14 protein-coding genes are annotated in these 15,849 nt (G+C 73.7%); 5 read left to right on the forward strand and 9 right to left on the reverse strand.

Going from position 1 to position 15,849, the window contains the following annotated elements; all coding sequences use genetic code 11:
* The first annotated feature begins 415 nt into the window (after positions 1–415).
* Positions 416–1,393, forward strand: a complete 978-nt coding sequence (locus ABZ861_RS28415) for a TauD/TfdA family dioxygenase (protein ID WP_361635846.1) — start codon at positions 416–418, stop codon at positions 1,391–1,393.
* 59 nt (positions 1,394–1,452) lie between these two features.
* On the opposite strand, the gene ABZ861_RS28420 is transcribed toward ABZ861_RS28415, so the two are convergent.
* The 3 genes from ABZ861_RS28420 to ABZ861_RS28430 form a co-directional block, all read right to left on the reverse strand.
* Positions 1,453–2,955, reverse strand: coding sequence for a metallophosphoesterase (locus ABZ861_RS28420; protein ID WP_361635849.1), 1,503 nt, complete (start codon positions 2,953–2,955; stop codon positions 1,453–1,455).
* Between the two features lie 138 nt (positions 2,956–3,093).
* The gene (locus ABZ861_RS28425; protein WP_361635852.1) at positions 3,094–3,849 is read right to left on the reverse strand and encodes a dienelactone hydrolase family protein; all 756 of its coding nucleotides are present in this window, start codon (positions 3,847–3,849) and stop codon (positions 3,094–3,096) included.
* A gap of 145 nt (positions 3,850–3,994) precedes the next feature.
* A complete protein-coding gene (locus ABZ861_RS28430) occupies positions 3,995–4,615 on the reverse strand; it encodes an L-threonylcarbamoyladenylate synthase (protein ID WP_361635855.1) in 621 nt (206 codons plus the stop codon).
* 1,007 nt (positions 4,616–5,622) lie between these two features.
* On the opposite strand from ABZ861_RS28430, the gene ABZ861_RS28435 reads away from it, so the two are divergent.
* Positions 5,623–7,161, forward strand: a complete 1,539-nt coding sequence (locus ABZ861_RS28435) for an MFS transporter (protein ID WP_361635980.1) — start codon at positions 5,623–5,625, stop codon at positions 7,159–7,161.
* A gap of 246 nt (positions 7,162–7,407) precedes the next feature.
* Here ABZ861_RS28435 and ABZ861_RS28440 read toward each other — a convergent pair whose 3' ends face one another.
* From ABZ861_RS28440 to ABZ861_RS28450, 3 genes are all read right to left on the reverse strand, one after another.
* Positions 7,408–8,523 (reverse strand): PP2C family protein-serine/threonine phosphatase, encoded by a 1,116-nt coding sequence (locus tag ABZ861_RS28440; protein WP_361635857.1) that lies wholly within the window; start codon positions 8,521–8,523, stop codon positions 7,408–7,410.
* Positions 8,524–8,756: 233 nt separating this feature from the next.
* Positions 8,757–9,950 carry a glycoside hydrolase family 64 protein gene (locus ABZ861_RS28445; protein WP_361635860.1) on the reverse strand — a complete coding sequence of 398 codons (1,194 nt, stop codon included), beginning with the start codon at positions 9,948–9,950 and terminating at the stop codon, positions 8,757–8,759.
* A 369-nt stretch (positions 9,951–10,319) separates the two neighbouring features.
* Positions 10,320–10,538, reverse strand: a complete 219-nt coding sequence (locus ABZ861_RS28450; protein ID WP_361635863.1) for a hypothetical protein — start codon at positions 10,536–10,538, stop codon at positions 10,320–10,322.
* A 217-nt stretch (positions 10,539–10,755) separates the two neighbouring features.
* On the opposite strand from ABZ861_RS28450, the gene ABZ861_RS28455 reads away from it, so the two are divergent.
* A complete protein-coding gene (locus tag ABZ861_RS28455) occupies positions 10,756–11,574 on the forward strand; it encodes an SAM-dependent methyltransferase (RefSeq protein WP_361635866.1) in 819 nt (272 codons plus the stop codon).
* A gap of 196 nt (positions 11,575–11,770) precedes the next feature.
* On the opposite strand, the gene ABZ861_RS28460 is transcribed toward ABZ861_RS28455, so the two are convergent.
* Both ABZ861_RS28460 and ABZ861_RS28465 read right to left on the reverse strand, forming a co-directional pair.
* Positions 11,771–12,688 (reverse strand): helix-turn-helix transcriptional regulator, encoded by a 918-nt coding sequence (locus ABZ861_RS28460; RefSeq protein ID WP_361635868.1) that lies wholly within the window; start codon positions 12,686–12,688, stop codon positions 11,771–11,773.
* Between the two features lie 116 nt (positions 12,689–12,804).
* Positions 12,805–13,035 (reverse strand): DUF397 domain-containing protein, encoded by a 231-nt coding sequence (locus ABZ861_RS28465; protein ID WP_361635871.1) that lies wholly within the window; start codon positions 13,033–13,035, stop codon positions 12,805–12,807.
* A gap of 261 nt (positions 13,036–13,296) precedes the next feature.
* On the opposite strand from ABZ861_RS28465, the gene ABZ861_RS28470 reads away from it, so the two are divergent.
* The gene (locus tag ABZ861_RS28470; RefSeq protein ID WP_361635874.1) at positions 13,297–13,836 is read left to right on the forward strand and encodes a hypothetical protein; all 540 of its coding nucleotides are present in this window, start codon (positions 13,297–13,299) and stop codon (positions 13,834–13,836) included.
* Positions 13,837–14,517: 681 nt separating this feature from the next.
* Entirely contained in the window at positions 14,518–14,778 is a 261-nt protein-coding gene (locus ABZ861_RS28475; protein WP_361635877.1) for a DUF5133 domain-containing protein, read from the forward strand.
* Between the two features lie 78 nt (positions 14,779–14,856).
* Here the strand turns inward: ABZ861_RS28475 and tgmB are convergent, their stop codons facing one another.
* Complete coding sequence (tgmB, locus tag ABZ861_RS28480; protein ID WP_361635879.1) at positions 14,857–15,840, reverse strand: ATP-grasp ribosomal peptide maturase; 984 nt, start codon at positions 15,838–15,840, stop codon at positions 14,857–14,859.
* Between the last annotated feature and the right edge of the window lie 9 nt (positions 15,841–15,849).

Here is a 15,849-nt window from a genome sequence, read left to right on the forward strand (position 1 = left end):
GGAGGGGCCCCGCGCCGAACGGCCCCGCGCCGCCTGCCGGACGGGCTCGCGCCGAACTGCCCCGCGCCGCCTGCCGAAGGGGTCAGCGCCTAACGGGCCCGCGCTGCCCGCTGGTGGGGCTGCGCGCCTAACGGGCCCGCGCCACTTACCGGACGGGCTCGCGTCGAACTGCCCTGCGCCGCCAGCCGGGTGGGGCTGCGTGCCGGAGGGGCCCGCGCCGCCCGCCGGACGGGTCTCCCCGCCCGCCGGGTTCCCTCGTCGCGTCCCGTCGCCGACCAAGTGCCCGGCGGCCGGGGCGCGGCGTCGCTCTCCCCGGCGGTGGGGAGCGTCGCCCCAGGGCCGAGGCACTGTCGCCGCGCGCCCGAAAGCCTGCCACGATCTGCTGGGAGCGTGACGGACGAGCAGCGGAGCGCAGATGGCGAACGGCACGGGAGCAGGCGCGGGCGCTGAGGCGGGGGCGGGCGGCATCGAGGTGAGGCCGGTCGCCGGGCACATCGGCGCCGAGATCACCGGGGTGGACCTCGCCGGGCGTCTCGACGACGCCGCGGTCGCGGAGATCCGCGCGGCGCTGCTGCGCTGGAAGGCGGTGTTCTTCCGCGAGCAGAAGCTGGACCACGCCTCGCACGTGGCGCTGGCCCGCCGGTTCGGCGAGCCGGTGGTGCTGCCCCGGCGCGGCGGCGCGTCCCCGCGGGACGTTCCCGAGGTGGAGACCACCGCGGACCGCCTGGAGCTGGGCGGCCGGTTCGGCATGGACCACGAGGAATGGCTCCGGCGGCGCCGGCACACCCTGCTGCGCGGCTGGCACTGCGACCACGGCGCCCGGGTCGACCCGCCCGCCGCGACCATCCTGCGGGCCGAGACGGTCCCGCCCTACGGCGGCGACACCACCTGGTCCAACCTCGCGGCCGCCTACGCCGGACTGTCGGGCCCCGTGCGCGCCTTCGTCGACGGGCTGCGCGCCGAGCACCGGCTCGGCGTCGGCTACCAGCCCCGCCCGGGGGACGACGCCTACCTGCGTCACCTGATGGATCATCAAGTAGCTACCCTGCACCCGCTGGTGCGCGTCCACCCGGAGACGGGGGAGCGGGTGCTGTTCGTCAACGGCTACTACGTGGAGCAGATCGCCGGCCTCTCCCGCGCCGAGAGCGTGGCGATCCTGTCGATGCTGCTGGAGCAGGCGGTCCGCCCCGAGTACACGGTCCGCTTCCGCTGGGAGCCGGGCAGCGTGGCGTTCTGGGACAACCGGGCCGCCATGCACCTGGCGCCCGGCGACACCGCGCACCTGGACCATCCGAGGATCATGCACCGGGTGATGCTGGCCGGTGACGTGCCGGTCGGGGCGGACGGCAGGGCCTCGCAGCCGCTGACCGGCAGCGAGCCCGGCCGCTGGTGACCTGACCTGACCTGCGCCGGCGGCTCGGGCGGCCACAGCACTGGCCGACGGCCGGGCGGTCAGGGCAGCGGGATCGTCACCTCGTCCTCGACCGGCGGATCGATCTCCTGGGCGCGGTTGCCGGTCGCCGCGAAGCAGCGCAGCCGTATCGCCTCCGGGGTGACGTCCAGGCGCAGGAAGCTCTTGAAGAACGGCGGGCTGTAGGTGGCCGAGCTGGGGGAGAAGAGCTGGGTGTAGATCTTGCGCACAGGCAGCCGGAGCCGTGACGTGCGGTCGGGGCGCCCGCCCGCGCCCAGCAGGCTCGCCACCAGTCGCGCCCGCAGGGTGATCCGCGCGTCCGGGCCGGGCGGGCGGCTGGGCTCGATCCCGAGCCGATCGGCCACCACGGCCGTCGCCTCGGCCTCGCTGAGGGTGAAGAGGCGGCGCATCCGCAGCCGACGGCCGTACAGGCGGCTGTAGAAGGCCAGCGAGTCGCCGCGCAGCGGATAGCAGCGGAAGTCCCGCTCGGTGACGTTCGCGATCGACACCCGGGGGATGGTGTGCGTGGCGTGCATGAACGCGCCGCCGCCGCCCGAGACCACGTACTGGACGGTGCGGCCGTCCACGTCGACCGGATAGCGCTGGTAGTTGTGGATGTCGCCGCCGATCGCGGCCACATAGCGGTGCTCCGGGTCGCGCACGATGTCGTCGACCGTGCCGCCGCCCTCGATGGCGCACGGGTGGTGCTCGCCGTCCACGTACAGCGGCGAGCCGGTGACCAGGATCTTCGGCCTCGGCCCCCGGGAGACCTCCCGCAGCCACGCGCCCTGTTCGGCGTCGATCGTGCCGAGCAGCCCGGTGTCGATGCCGACGATCCGCAGGGGACCCGCGTCGAGCGCCCAGTACGGACCCGGCTGCACCGCCTGCTGCCCCGGCGCGGACCGCAGTTCCCGTGCCGCGGCGAGGCGTTGCTCGTCCACGGGCCGCGGCCGGTGCCAGAGCAGCCCGCGCCACCAGGCGCGGCTGAGCGGGCGGGCCGGGGCCTCGGGGTCGAGCGGCCGGTCCTCGGCGCAGAACACCCGCATGAACCCGCCGAGACCCTCGTACCAGTCGTGATTGCCCGGGACCGCGTAGACGGGCCCCGGGTAATCCCGGTACGGCCGGAAGAACTTGGGGCCGTAGTCGTCCGTATTCCCGACGGGGTAGATCACATCGCTCGCGATCACCGCGAACTCCGTGCCCGCGCCCTCCTTCAACAGGCCGGGCACCACGGCGAACTGGGGGTCGTCGCCCTCACCGGTGTCCCCGACGACCAGGAACGAGAACCGCTCCGGCGTCTCGCGCCGGATCACCTTGTCCGCGGGCGCCCCGGCCGCGGCCCGGCGCGCGGTCCACCGCTCGCGGGTGCGGCCCGTGGGGTCGCCGAACCAGGACGCCAGCACGCCGTTGCGGGCCGCCCACAGGGTCCCGGGGTTCAGCCACGACAGCTTCTCCACCTGCTCGGGCATCAACTGCCGGTAGAGGCCGCGCTCGGCCGCGCCCCAGCCGGCGCCCTGTGCGGTATCGCGTGAGGACTCAGACACGCCGAGCACCGTAACAACGGCCCCCTGCCGCAGGTGCGGTGGGGGGCCGTTGACGTCGACATCTGTCTTACGGGGAGCAGTTGGCGCCGGTCACGGTCCGAGGAGTGGCCGAACGTGCCCGGAGCCGGCCTCGGGGGTTCAGAAGGTGCGCTCCAGCAGGTCGAGCAGGGCCGCCCAGTGCCGCTCGTCGGCCTTCTGGTCGTAGGAGGCGGTGTCGGCCTGGGTGAAGCCGTGCTCCGCGCCCTCGTAGACCTCGCAGCGGTGGCGGACGCCCGCCTCGGTGAGCGCCCGCTCCAGACGCTCCATCTGCTCGGGCGGCATCGAGGAGTCGTGGTCGGCGTGGCCGAAGTACACCTCGGCGGTGACGTCCCCGGCGACCAGGTGCGGGCTGTCAGGGCCGTCGACGGCCAGCCGGCCCCCGTGGAACCCGGCCGCGGCGGCCACCCGTTCGGGGTGGAGACCGGCGGTCTGGAGCGCCATGCGGGCGCCCATGCAGTAGCCGGTCACGGCGACCGGGCCGTCGGCGACCAGGGGGCTCTCCTCCATCGCGCGCAGATACGCGCCGGAGTCCCGCCGGACCACGTCGGGGGTCAGGGACTGGAGCAGCGGTCCCAGCTTCTCGAAGATCTCCGGGCGCTCGGACAGGTCGATGAACTCCGGCAACTCCACCACGGGAGCGCGTCCGGCGCGGTAGAACGCGTTGGGCACGAGCACCGTGTAACCGGCTTCGGCGAGCCGGTCGCCCATCGCCTTCAGGTGGGGCCGCAGCCCGAACGCGTCCTGGTAGAGCAGGACGCCAGGATGCGGGCGCCCGTCAGCGGGGTGGACCAGGTAGGCGTCGGCGGTGCCGTCCTCGGTCGGGATGTCGACGCTCTGTCCCTGTACGTCGGTCATGGCGCAGTGCCTCTCTGCTCGGCGCCGGCGGCCGGCCCTAACGGCGGCGCGGGGCGGCGCCGGGCGGAGCCGAGCCACCGGGGAGGGGTGGATCACGGCCATGGTGGCACGCGTCCGCCCGGGGCCCGCGCCGCCCCCGCCGCCGTCACTCGAATCGCGAGACGTCTCCTGCGCCCCGCCGCACGATCTCGGCCTCCCCGCTGGAGAAGTCCACCACCGTGGTCGGCTCGGTGCCGCACTCACCGCAGTCCACCACCGCGTCCACCGCGTGGTCGAGCCGGTCCTTGATCTCCCAGCCCTGCGTCATCGGCTCCTCCTCGTCCGGCAGCAGCAGCGTGCTGGACAGCAGCGGCTCACCCAGCTCCGCCAGCAGCGCCTGCGTGACGGTGTGGTCGGGGATGCGCACCCCGACCGTCTTCTTCCGCGGATGCTGGAGCATCTTCGGCACCTCGCGGGTGGCGGGCAGGATGAAGGTGTACCGGCCCGGGGTGGACGCCTTGAGCGCGCGGAACACGTCGTTGTCGATGCGCACGAACTGGCCGAGCTGCGCGAACTCCTGGCACACCAGCGTGAAGTGGTGCCGGTCGTCCAGACGGCGGATCGAGCGGATCCGCTCGATGCCGTCGCGGCTGCCCAGCCGGCAGCCGAGGGCGTAGCAGGAGTCGGTCGGATACGCGATCAGCGCCCCCTCGCGCACAGCGTCGGCGACCTGCCGGACGGCGCGTGGCTGGGGGTTGTCCGGATGCACGTCGAAGTACTTGGCCATCCGCCGAGCTTATGCCGTGTCCCGAACGGCCGCCGCGCAGCCGGTCCCCGGAACGCCCGGCGCGGCGCGCGAGACGGCGGGGCGGGGACCGGGAGGCGGTTGTACGAGGGCCGGGAGAAGGCTGGACGGGGGCCCGCGGAAGGCTGGGCGGGGACCTGCGGAAGGCTGGGCGGGGACCTGCGGAAGGCTGGGCGGGGACCTGCGGAAGGCTGGGCGGGGACCTGCGGAAGGCTGGACGGGGACCTGCGGAAGGCGGGGCGACGGCGACGGCGCCGGTGGGCGTCGCGTCGTGCATGGCGCGCTGCTGCCGGGGAACCAGGTCCTTGCGCGGTCCGAGGCCGTCCCCCTGTCTCGGGCACGCGGCCCCGCCGGCTGTGCGTCTCCCCCCCCCGTGACGGGCCGGCGGGGCCGCTGCGCTTCTACGCCCCGAGCGACTGGGCCCCGCCGGACGGCGGCCGCCAGGAGTCGGCGTCTGGGCCGTGCGGCCCGTGAGACCCTCGGTGTGAGCCGCGACACCGTCCCGCGCTCGGACGCGTCTTGGGATGCGCCCGGGGACGCCGAGGCGCCCACATGAGGACTTTCTGGGCTCACCTGCGCAGGGGAGAGGCCGCCGACCGGAGCGGACGCGGCCATGGCCTCCCGCGGTATGCAGGGGCGGGGGCGGAGGGAGGCGGGGAGCCGCGCGTGAGGCGGGGGCCTGAGGGAGAGGGCGCCGACACCGCCGCCACCCGCGCGCAAGACGCCTGTGAGGAACGCCACCGGGCTGTGAACGGCCGGGCAGCGCGTCCGAGTTGAGGCAGGCGCCCACCGCGTTCCGGCGTCGCGCCGGCCGACTTCCCCCCGCCCTCTGTGATGATGGGGATCTGCCGTGCCCGGCCCCGCTCACCGTCGAGCTGCCCCCCCGGCGGCGCAGCACGGCACGTCGACCGGCCCCTCACCCAAAGCGTCTGTCTGTGGCTTCTTCCTCCTCCGCCTCTTCGCCCCTGCCCGCGACCGCACTGCGACGAATCGTCCTTCCCGCACCCCTGCGTCCCGGCCGCCGCACCGCGCCCGGCGAGGACCGCTCCCCTTGGCGGGCACTGCGCCACCGCAGCATGCGCTGGTGGTCGGCCGCCAACCTGGTGTCCAACGCGGGCACCTGGATGCAGTTGACCGCGCAGAACCTGCTGGTGCTCCATCTCACCGGCTCCGCCGCGGCGACCGGGCTGTCCCTGTCCGCGCAGGCCGCGCCGGGGCTGCTGCTCGGCCTGCTCGGCGGCGCCGCCGTCGACGCCTGGCCGCGCCGGCTCACCGCCTCGGTCAGCCAGGCCCTGCTCGCCCTGGTCGGACTGCTCACCGCGGGACTCGTCGCCGCCGGCCTGCTCACGGTTCCGGTCCTCATGGCCCTCGCGGCCGTCACCGGCCTGCTCGCCACCGTCGACGCACCCGCCTGCGCCCTCCTCGGCAACGACCTTGTGCCTCCCGAGGACCTGCCCTCCTCGATCGCGCTGGGCTCGGTGGTGAGCGGGGCCGGACGGGTGGGCGGCACGGCGCTGGCGGGCGTCGTGGTCGGCTGCTGGGGACCGGCGGCGGCGTACGCCGCCAACGGGGTGTCCTTCCTGGCCGTCGCCGCCGTGATCCCGTTCCTGCGTCCGCACTCCGAGGCGGGACGCGCGGCCGCCGCGCCCCATAAGGCGCCCGCACCCCGCAGGGCGCCCGCACCCCGTACGGCGCGCGTGACCGGGCCGCCGGCTCGGCGGGGCACCGGCGCCCGCGACGGCCTCGGCTTCTTCCTGCGCCGCCCGCGCCTGGTCGCCCTGGCCTGCATCACCGCGCTGAGCAGCGTCTTCGGCCGGAACTACGCGCTCACCCTCGCCGTGCTGGTCACCGGACCGCTGGGCGGCGCCGCCGGGGCCTTCGGCACCGTCTCCACCGTCCTGGCCGTGGGCGGAGTAGCCGGCGCGGTGCTCGCGGGGCGGCTGCGCAGCCCTTCGGTGCGACTGGTGGGCGCGTTGGCCGCCGCGGGCGCTCTGCTCCAGATCGCCGCCGGACTCTCCCCGACCCTGTGGGTCCTGCTGCTGCTCGTGGCCCCGATGGCCGTAGCGGAGTCGATCTCCGACACGGCCGGCACGACGGTGCTCCAGACCGACCCCCCGGCGCACCTGCGCGGCCGAGTCCTCGGCGTGTGGCGCACCGCGAGCACCGGCTGGAGCCTCGTGGGCCCGCCGCTGCTCGGGCTGCTCATGCAGGCCGCGGGCGCCAGGGGCGCCCTGGTGATCGGCGGCGTCGTCATCGCGGGCGCGATCGGCGCGGGCGCGCTGCTGCGGGACCGCCGCGCCCGCCGTGCCCCGGCGCAGGCCACGGCCGCCGCGGAGCCCGACGCATACCCGGCCGCGGACGCCCGCCCCGTACTGCCCGACCCGCGCACGCCACTGCCCGACCCGCGCACGCCGGACTCCCGGCCGGTCTCCGGCGTCCCCACGCAGGTCCTCCGGCCGCTCACTGACGCCTGCGCCCGCCCCGGGCACCCCGGACTCTGCGCCGCGCCCTGCGCTGCGGCCGCCTGAGAGGGCCGGGAGGCCGCCGGGGCCGCCGTGCGGGTCCCTACGGATCCACACGGATCCACACGGATCCGCGTGAGTCCGCGTGAGTCCGCGCGGCCCGTGTGATCCGCGGGGGCGCCCCGGGGCGCGAACGGCAGAGGCCGCATCCGGGCGGCGGCCTCGGGACGCGCCGTGCTCGCGCCCCGGGGCCGCATCGGCCCGACGCGCAGAGCGGTGCCGAGGGGGACGGGCGACGGGCCCCGCGCCCGGTCAGGGCTCGTCTGGCGGGCAGGGAGTCAGGATGAGCATCGTCACGTCGTCCTGGACGTTCCCGCAGCACGCGAGGAGATCGGCGAGCACCCGCTGCGCGAGGGCGGCGGGATCACCGGCGCCGCCGAGCAGCGGCAGGCGGTCGAGCAGCGGATAGAAGGCGCCGCGGGCGTCGCGGGCCTCCGAGACGCCGTCCGAGGCGAGGAACAGCGCGTCGCCCGGTTGCAGCAGCACGCTCTTCCCGTCCTGGCACGGCGCCGACCCGGGCAGACCCAGCCCGAGGGGCGTCCACGGCGCGGCCTCGATCTCCGTCGCCTTGCCGTCCCGCAGCAGGATCGGCGGCGGCTGGCCGCAGGTGATCACCCGCACCGAGCGCGCGTCGTCGGAGAACTCCAGCAGCGCGGCCGTGGCGAACAGCTCCGCGTGCCGCGTCTGCGCCGAGTCCAGCACCAGCCGCCGGTCGAGGGCCGCCGCCACCGCCGTCAGGTCCGGCCGGTCGAGCACCGCCTCGCGGAAGCTGCCCAGCAGCGCGGCGACCGTGGCCACCGCCGCCAGACCGTGCCCCTGCACATCGCCCATCACGGCCCGTACGCCCGCAGGGCTCGGCCGCACGTCGAAGAAGTCCCCGCCGACCAGCGTGCCGCGCTGCGCGGCCCGGTACAGACCGGCGCAGCGCACCGGCCCGACCCGCGCGGGCAGCGGGGGCATCACGGCCCGCTGCGCCGCCTCGGCGACCGTGCGCTCCAGGTCGAGCTGCGTGTCGCGGCGGCTGCGCACGAACGACAGGAACACGCTGAGCGCGGCGACGAAGCAGACGGTCTCCAGATCGGTGTCGCCCGGTTGGTTGAGCTGGAAGAACGGCAGGGTCAGCAGGACCACCGCCAGGCCGCCGAACAACGCGGTCGTCAGCGGCCCGTAGGACAGCACGGCCAGCGGCGGGATCGCGCCCAGCAGGAACCCGACGTCCAGGGGGCCGGGGCTGAGCAGCGTGGCCGCGCACACCGCGAGGATCAGCGCGACGGGGAGCGCCCGGACCCAGCGGGGCGGCGGCGCGCCGCGCAGCCAGCCCCGCTGCTCCGGGTCCCGGCGGGGCGCCAGTACGGGCAGCTTCAGCACACTGCCACGCTGCTACGGCGGAACCCGTCCCGCATTCCGGGGTTCGCCGTAGCGGCGTGGGACGGCGGCCCGCGCCGTCAGGGGGACCGGAGCGGCGCGGTCAGGGGCCTGGTCGGGCCGTGTCCGCACCTTCCCGCCGGGCGGCCGGCGCCCCGGCGCGGCGCCTCGGGGCGTCGTCGGATCACCCGGTCACGTCCCGTGCGCGGGTGATCCTCCGCTGTGCGACGTACTGCCTAGAACGGCGTCAGGGTCAGGCGGATGCCCGAGGGGGCCGTGTCCTGGACGTACGAGGCGAAGTTCGCCACGTCGTCGAAGGCGAAGCCGTACGCCTTGCCGTCCGTGGTGGCCGCGTGCATCGCGGCGGCGTAGTGGTTGGTCACCGCGTTCTGGTAGAACGAGGCGGCGTCGGTCACCGGCTGCGCCGCCGAGGACAGCAGCGTGGAGCGGTTGAAACCGGCGCCGAGCACCGCGGCGACCGGACCGGTCGTCCCGTCGTTGGGCGCGGCCAGCGCACCGTCGCAGAACAGCACGTCGCGGGTGGACGGCTTGTCGAAGGAGACGGCGCCGGGGCCCGTGAAGGCGAGCTTCCCTCCGTTCACCCGGCCGGTGAACGCTCCCGCGTTGGTGGTGACGGTCAGGTCCTTGCCGGAGTAGGCGTTCCACACGTCGTCGATGTACGAGGCGAAGTAGTCGCCGGCGAACAGCCCGGCGTCCAGGCCGTGGCCCGGCGCGATCACGCGGGTGTCGTCCACCACCAGCCGGTCGAACCCCGCGGACTGCCGCACGGCGTCGAACGCCGCCGCCCGGCCGCCGTCGCGCACGGTGCCGGTCGTCTGGTCCTGGGCGCCGGTCAGGCGGATGCTCAGCGGCACGCTGAACATGTCGACCATGGTCGTGTTGCAGAACATGCCCGAGGCGTTGTACGTGAACTCGGCGCAGTCGTGCAGGATCGGGTAGTTGGGGTCCGACGACACCCAGCCCGCCGGATACTGGAGCGCGGCGTTGCCGTTGCCGTCGGTGACGGCCTTGAACTTGAGCTTCTGCCCGAGGGACACGTAGATCCGCCCGGACATGAACGGCAGGGAGATCTGCGTCTCGCCGCTGCCCGCCAGGGATATGGCGTAGTCGGTGAAGCCGTCGCCGCCGTTGTCCGAGACGGCGATCGGCGCGAGCGTCCCGTCGGGCGTCACCCGGACCTGACGGCCGTCCTGGTTGCCCACGATGTACACGTGGACCGATCCGTTGTCGTAGGCGCCGCTGTTGTTGACGATCGTCAGCGGAAGCGCGCCCGCGGCCTTGGTCCGCGGGGGAGTGTCGGCCAGGGCGTACGGAGCGATGGCGGCGATGGCGGGCGCGGCCACCGCGGCGCCGCCGAGCGCGAAGAGGAACTTCCTGCGGCCGAGAGCGCGCTGGTGACGAGGGGCCATGGGGGGATGCCTCCTTGGTGCGGACGTGCGTGGGGGGAAGGACGTCGGCAGGCGGACGAAAGCCATCGAGGGCCGCCGAGGGCTGCCGAGGGCAGCCGAGGGCAGCCGAGAGGATGAGAGCGCTCTCACCGCCGCCGGGCCCCGATGCTACGCAGTCCGGCCGGAGCCGCCAACCGTCGCACCGTCCCATCAAATTGCCATGATCCGCCCTTAGTTGAGCAAGCACGAGCCGGAACCGTCGATGCTTAACCGCGACTTAAGGACTGTTTAAGGGACTGGCAGGGCGCGCCGTGGCCTTCGCGGGGCTCTCGGTGCACGCAGGGCACATGCCGGACGACGCTCAGTCCAAGTCGCATGCCGCCGGGCCGTTCAGGCGGCCGACTCCTGCGCCGGGGCGTCGTCGTCCGGCATGCCCTCTGCGGAGGGCGGCGTGTCCTGGCGGCCGCCGGGGATCAGCCGCAGATGCCGGCGGCGTCCGGCGTGCCGGGCCCGCGCGGAATCCGGGTCGAGGACACGGTCCTCGATGCGGTCCATGACCATCAGCATGCCCGACAGCAGCGGCAGCAGCAGAACAGCGGTCAAAAGCACGACGCCCCCTAGTCCGAGACACCTCTGCGGATGCTCCCCGAGGGCCCGATGATGGGTCTCGCGACGTGAAGAGTTCGTGACGATCGGACTGTCCGGGCGCCGGCGCGCGCCCCGCAGCCGTGCGCCGTCTGGTTCGGCCGTACGGGGGATCCCTAGGATGTAATCTCCGTCGCGCCCGTCCCGGTGGCGCGGCGGATTCGGCGATTCTGGGGGAGCGATGCCTGCGGAGAACCAGTTGTCCACGACGATCGACGAGAACGTGCCCACCGCCGCGCGCATGTACGACCACTATCTGGGCGGCAAGGACAACTACGCCGCGGACCGCGCGGCGTGCGAGGCACTGGACGAGGTCGTCCCCAGCACCCGCCGACTCGCCCTGAACAACCGGCGCTTCCTCCAGCGGGCGGTCCGGGTGATGGCCGAGCGTCACGGCATCCGCCAGTTCCTCGACCACGGATCAGGTCTGCCCACCCTGGACAACGTCCACCAGGTCGCCCAGCGCGTCGACCCGGACAGCCGCGTGATCTACGTGGACAACGACCCGATGGTTCTGGTGCACGGCAGGGCGCTGCTCCAGCAGGACGAGCGCACCGCGGTCATCCACGCCGACATGCGCGGCACGGACGAGATCTTCTCGCACCCCGACACCCAGCGTCTGATCGACTTGTCCCAGCCGGTGGCCGTGCTGTTCAACTCCGTGTTCCACTGCATCCCGGACAGCGACTCCGACGGTCCGCTCGCCGTGGTCGAGCGGGTCCGGGAGCGACTCGCCCCCGGCAGCATCATGCTGATGTGCCAACTGGTCAGCGAGGACCCCGAAGTCCGCGACTTCGTCACCGGCTTCATGGACCAGGCCACCCAGGGCCACTGGGGTCGCGTGCGGCAGGAGAAGGACGTCGCCGAGTGGTTCGAGGGGCTGGAGATCCTGGATCCGGGCCTGGTGGAGGTGTCCACCTGGCGGCCCGACACCGAGGTGGCGCCCCGTCAGCTCACGCATGAGTGGGTGGAGTTCGGCGGTCTCGGCCTGCTGCGTTAGGCGAGGCGCACCGGAGACGGCGACGCCCCTGCGGACCGGCTGAGACGGTCGGCAGGGGCGTTCCTCTTCACGGTCGGCCGGGGTGCTTCGCGGTGGGTCGGCGTGCTCGGCCGTTCGGGCGGTGCGCTTCGCGGCCGGTGCGCCGTCGGCCGCGTGCGCGCCGCGTGACCGCTCAAGCCCCGTAGCGCGTGACCGCTCAGTCCCCGTAACGTCCGTCCCTCGTCGCGCGCAGCAGCGCCAGGGACTTCTGGGGCGTCAGCGCCTCGTCGGCCAGCCGGTCCAGCGCGATCCGGTACTCCTCCGTCTCGTCGCGGTCCTCAAGGAAGTTGGCGCTGCGGATGTGCTCGAGGTAGACGACGTCGGGCAGGTCGAGACCGCCGAAGCGGAGATAGGTGATCGGGACGTTGGGCGCGGACGCGTGCGTCACGTCCAACGGCACGATCTGCACGGTCACATTGCCGCGCTGGGCCGTCTCGACCAGATGGGAGAGCTGCTCCCGCATGACCTCGCGGCTGCCGAGCACGCGCAGCAGCACCGACTCGTCGAGCACCGCCCACAGCCGCGGGGCGTCGGAACGGGTCAGCAACTCCGTGCGCCGGGTGCGCAGTTCCACGCGCCGCTGCACCTCGCCGGCGGACGCGGTCGGCAGTCCCCGCTCCACCACCGCCCGAGCGTAGGCGGGCGTCTGGAGCAGACCGGGAACGTACTGGATCTCGAAGGTGCGGATCGCGGCGGCGGCCTCCTGGAGGCCGACCAGCCGGTCGAACCACTCGGGCATCAGCCGCTTGTCGTAGCGCTGCCACCAGCCGGGCTCGCCCGCGCGCCGCAGCAGTTTGAGCAGCACCGAGGACTCGTAGGCGTCGGTTCCGTAGATCCGCAGCAGGGCGCGGACGTCGCTCTCCGCCGGAGGACGGCGTCCCTTGCCCGACTCGATGCGGGACAGCTTGGCCGCGCTGAAGCCGAGTTCGCGGGCCGCCTGGTCCTGAGAGAGGCCGGCGTCCTCGCGGAACCCGGCCAGTTGGACGCCCACCAGCATCTTCAGCAGCGTCGGCGCGGGCTTGGCGCGGTCGAGATACGGTTCGAGGCGGGAGAGGCGATGAGGCTCGGCGGACATCGTGACTCCCCAGGGGCCGGAAGATGGTCAGTCACACTATCGCACCGTCGCGCCACGAAACGTACCCGTCAGTACAAGCCGACGCGTCCCCTCGTTTCACCGCACGCGGGCGCCGTTCACATCAGGTGGTCGAACTCGCCGTCCTTGGCGCCGGCGAGGAACGCGGCCACCTCGGCGGGCGTGTAGACGAGAGCGGGACCGTCGGGATCGCGCGAGTTGCGCACCGCTATGTCCCCGCCGGCCAGGGCGGCGACCTCCACGCAGTTGCCCTCCGCGTTGCTGTGCCTGCTCTTGATCCAGCGGGCGCCCAGCGAACTGGCCCGCACTCCGTTCCGCACTGGTGCCACCGCACTCTCCTAGCTGTTCGCGTCCGACCGGAACCTTCCCGTTGGCGCGCAGTTTCACGCGGAATTTCGCGTGCAATTGCACGAGGACGCCCTCAGCGGGATAATAGCCAAGGCGTCAACCGGCTTGCTACCGCTTGTGGTTGACGTTCTTTCAGAAACGGTTCGGCACGTCTCGGCCGCGCGAACGGCCCGGACGGAGCCGTCGCCCACGCGCGCTGAACGCCCTTCGCTCATACGACCGCCGCGGAAAGGCCCGACATCATGCCCACCGCACCGATGGAGCAGCCGAGCGCACCACGCACCGACCAGGCCGTGCCTCCGACCGGCGCCGTCGCGCCCCTGTCGGCGCTGGGGCAGGTGCCCTGGAGCGACATAAGGGACTCCACCGGATCGGCGGCCGCCATCCCGCAGTTGCTGCGCAGCGTGGCCCGGGGCGACGCCGACACCGCCCACGGCGCGCTGGAGGACCTGCGCGCCCGCATCTGCCAGTACGGCTTCGTCGTCGAGCAGGCGACCGCCGCCACGGTGCCCTTCCTGTGGGAGCTGGCCCAACTGCCGCACGTGACCTGCCGTCCGCAGATCCTTCAGCTCCTGAAGAACATCGTCCGCGCCCGGCAGTGGGAGAGCGTCGCGGCCGTCTACCCCAAAGTCCTCAACCACCGCGAGAACCCCGTGGTGTGGGAGCGTCGGGCCCGGCAGGCGGTGCGCGCCCGACGCGGCGCCCTGCCCTCGCTGCTGGCGGAGCAGGACCGGGAGATCACCAGGGCCACCAGCGAACTGGCCGACGCCCTGGGCGTCTGAGCCGGCGCCTCGGGCGCCTGGGCCGACGGCATGGGCCCCGGGACCGACGGGCCGCCGGTCGGCGCCGCCCGCCCTGGAGCGCCGGTCGGCCGGAGGAGGGGCGAAGCGCTCGGACGACGACGGCTGACGGCCCGTCACCGGTGTGTAAGTCTGCCGTCGTCATCCGTGGTTCGCCGCAAGCCGTCCGCTCTGTCGGGCTGATGACAGCTCGTTCTGTTGTGCCCATACTCTCAACCGCTCACCCTGTCTTGGCCGAAGAGCCCCAAAGCCCCTATATTGCGTATACCTCTGCCGGGTCCTGCGGCGCTCAGTAGCCGTATACGGGAGCTGCCCGGACACACGCGGCCGAGTGTTCAGCGGAGGTCCCGGTGAGCGTCATCCAGCGAATCGAGCATGGTGCGCGGCCCGGCCGCGGCGGTGTCAGTGCCGGTCGGCGCCGCATCCCGTCCACGGTCCATCCGCCCGAGCGCGGGGGCGCCCCGCGCCGCGAGGTCCGTCAGGGCTGGGAGGCGCGGTCGTCGGGGAGAGGGCGCCCCATGTGGTGGTCGGCGGCCGGCCCCACGGTGGGCGCGTGGTCGAAAAACGACTGAATCAGGACAATCACACGCTACTGGGCGGCCCACGTGCATGGCACGGCGTGCCTGGGGCATACGCAAGGGAAATTCGAGAGAGGGGTGCTCTGTGCTGGTTCCGGACCCGAAGGTCGTCAGGACGTTGCTGACTCGGTACGCATCGCTGAAGATCGCGCAGGCGGAGAGGGAGCGGGCCGAGACGGCTCGGGAGTTGGAGGACGTCACTTACACGCTGTGCGTCATGACCGGCACCACCGGCATCCACGACGCGATCGTCCAGGCGGACGCGCTGCTGCTGCTGGCCACGGGCCGGGCGGAGGAAGCCGCCCCGGACGCCGACGGCGACAACGGCCTGTCCCTGGCCGTCTGAACTCCCGCCCACGGCCCGGACAAGGGAGCGTCCGCGGCACGATGTGGCACTGCGTGCCGAGAGGGCGCGCGTCCTTGGTCAGGCCGGTGTGCCGTGCCGGTCGTCAGAGCTTCCCGAATCCTCCGGTGCGGGGAGGGCCAGCCAGTCCGCGATGCTGCGGGCGATCGGCTGCCCCGTCTCCACCTCCACGAACCCGAACTGCCCTGACTGGTTGCACTCCAGGAACCACCACGTCCCGTCGGCGTCCTCGGCGAAGTCAAAGGCGCCGTAAGCCAGTTCCGCCTGCACCAGGTAGTCCCGCACCGCCGCTTCGACGCGCGGGGGGACCGGGACGGCCAGCCACGGCGTGTCAGACGACGCGAAGCGCACGTCCACCTCGTCGGGATGCGCGTCCGCCGGGGTCGCCTTGCGAGCCGCCAGCAGCGTGCCGCCGACCGCGGTCAGCCGGATGTCGGCCCGCTTGGCGATCCTGCGCTGAAGCAGCGTGGGGCCGAAGGCGACCGCCGTGAAGTCGGCGTCCGGGGCCACGCGGCTGGTCGGCACCGCCCGCGGCGGCTCCTGCGGATGCGCGCCCGAGACGGGTTTGACCACCAGGTCGGGAAACCGCGCGGCGAACTCCCGCGCCGCTTGCGGGAGAGTCGTGATCAGGGTGGCCGGCACCGGCAGCCCGCAGCGCTGCGCGAGCCGGAGCTGCCATGGCTTGTGCCGGGCCCGCTGGGCCGCGTCGGGATGGTTCATCCAGCGCGCCGCCGAGCTGCGCAGCAGACCGTAGAGGGCCTGCGCGGCCTCCTGCGAGAGCCAGGCGGAGGCGTGCGCGGCGCGGCCCGCGGGCACGCCCGGACGGCGCACCCAGACGGACCGCAGGTCGCTCACGCTCACCGTCCGCCCCCCGGCGGAGAGCCGGCCGCGGAAGGAGCCGTGCGCGAACTCGCCCGAGAGGGCGACACCGGAGGTCAGATCGGCCGGATCCAGCCGGACCACCGGGACCGAAGCGGCGTTCAGGTGGAGCACCACCATGTCCGCCGTCACGTCCTCCTCGCCAGTGAGGATCAGCACGGTCATCGACGCCGG

Source organism: Streptomyces sp. NPDC046985, assembly GCF_040644415.1.
GTDB lineage: Bacteria > Actinomycetota > Actinomycetes > Streptomycetales > Streptomycetaceae > Streptomyces.

Coding starts and splice junctions, on each gene's coding strand:
- ABZ861_RS28415 (WP_361635846.1), top strand. CDS start 416: ATGGCGAACGGCACGGGAGCAGGCGCGGGCGCTGAGGCGGGGGCGGGC.
- ABZ861_RS28425 (WP_361635852.1), bottom strand. CDS start 3,849: ATGACCGACGTACAGGGACAGAGCGTCGACATCCCGACCGAGGACGGC.
- ABZ861_RS28430 (WP_361635855.1), bottom strand. CDS start 4,615: ATGGCCAAGTACTTCGACGTGCATCCGGACAACCCCCAGCCACGCGCC.
- ABZ861_RS28445 (WP_361635860.1), bottom strand. CDS start 9,950: ATGGCCCCTCGTCACCAGCGCGCTCTCGGCCGCAGGAAGTTCCTCTTC.
- ABZ861_RS28455 (WP_361635866.1), top strand. CDS start 10,756: ATGCCTGCGGAGAACCAGTTGTCCACGACGATCGACGAGAACGTGCCC.
- ABZ861_RS28460 (WP_361635868.1), bottom strand. CDS start 12,688: ATGTCCGCCGAGCCTCATCGCCTCTCCCGCCTCGAACCGTATCTCGAC.
- ABZ861_RS28470 (WP_361635874.1), top strand. CDS start 13,297: ATGCCCACCGCACCGATGGAGCAGCCGAGCGCACCACGCACCGACCAG.
- tgmB (WP_361635879.1), bottom strand. CDS start 15,840: ATGACCGTGCTGATCCTCACTGGCGAGGAGGACGTGACGGCGGACATG.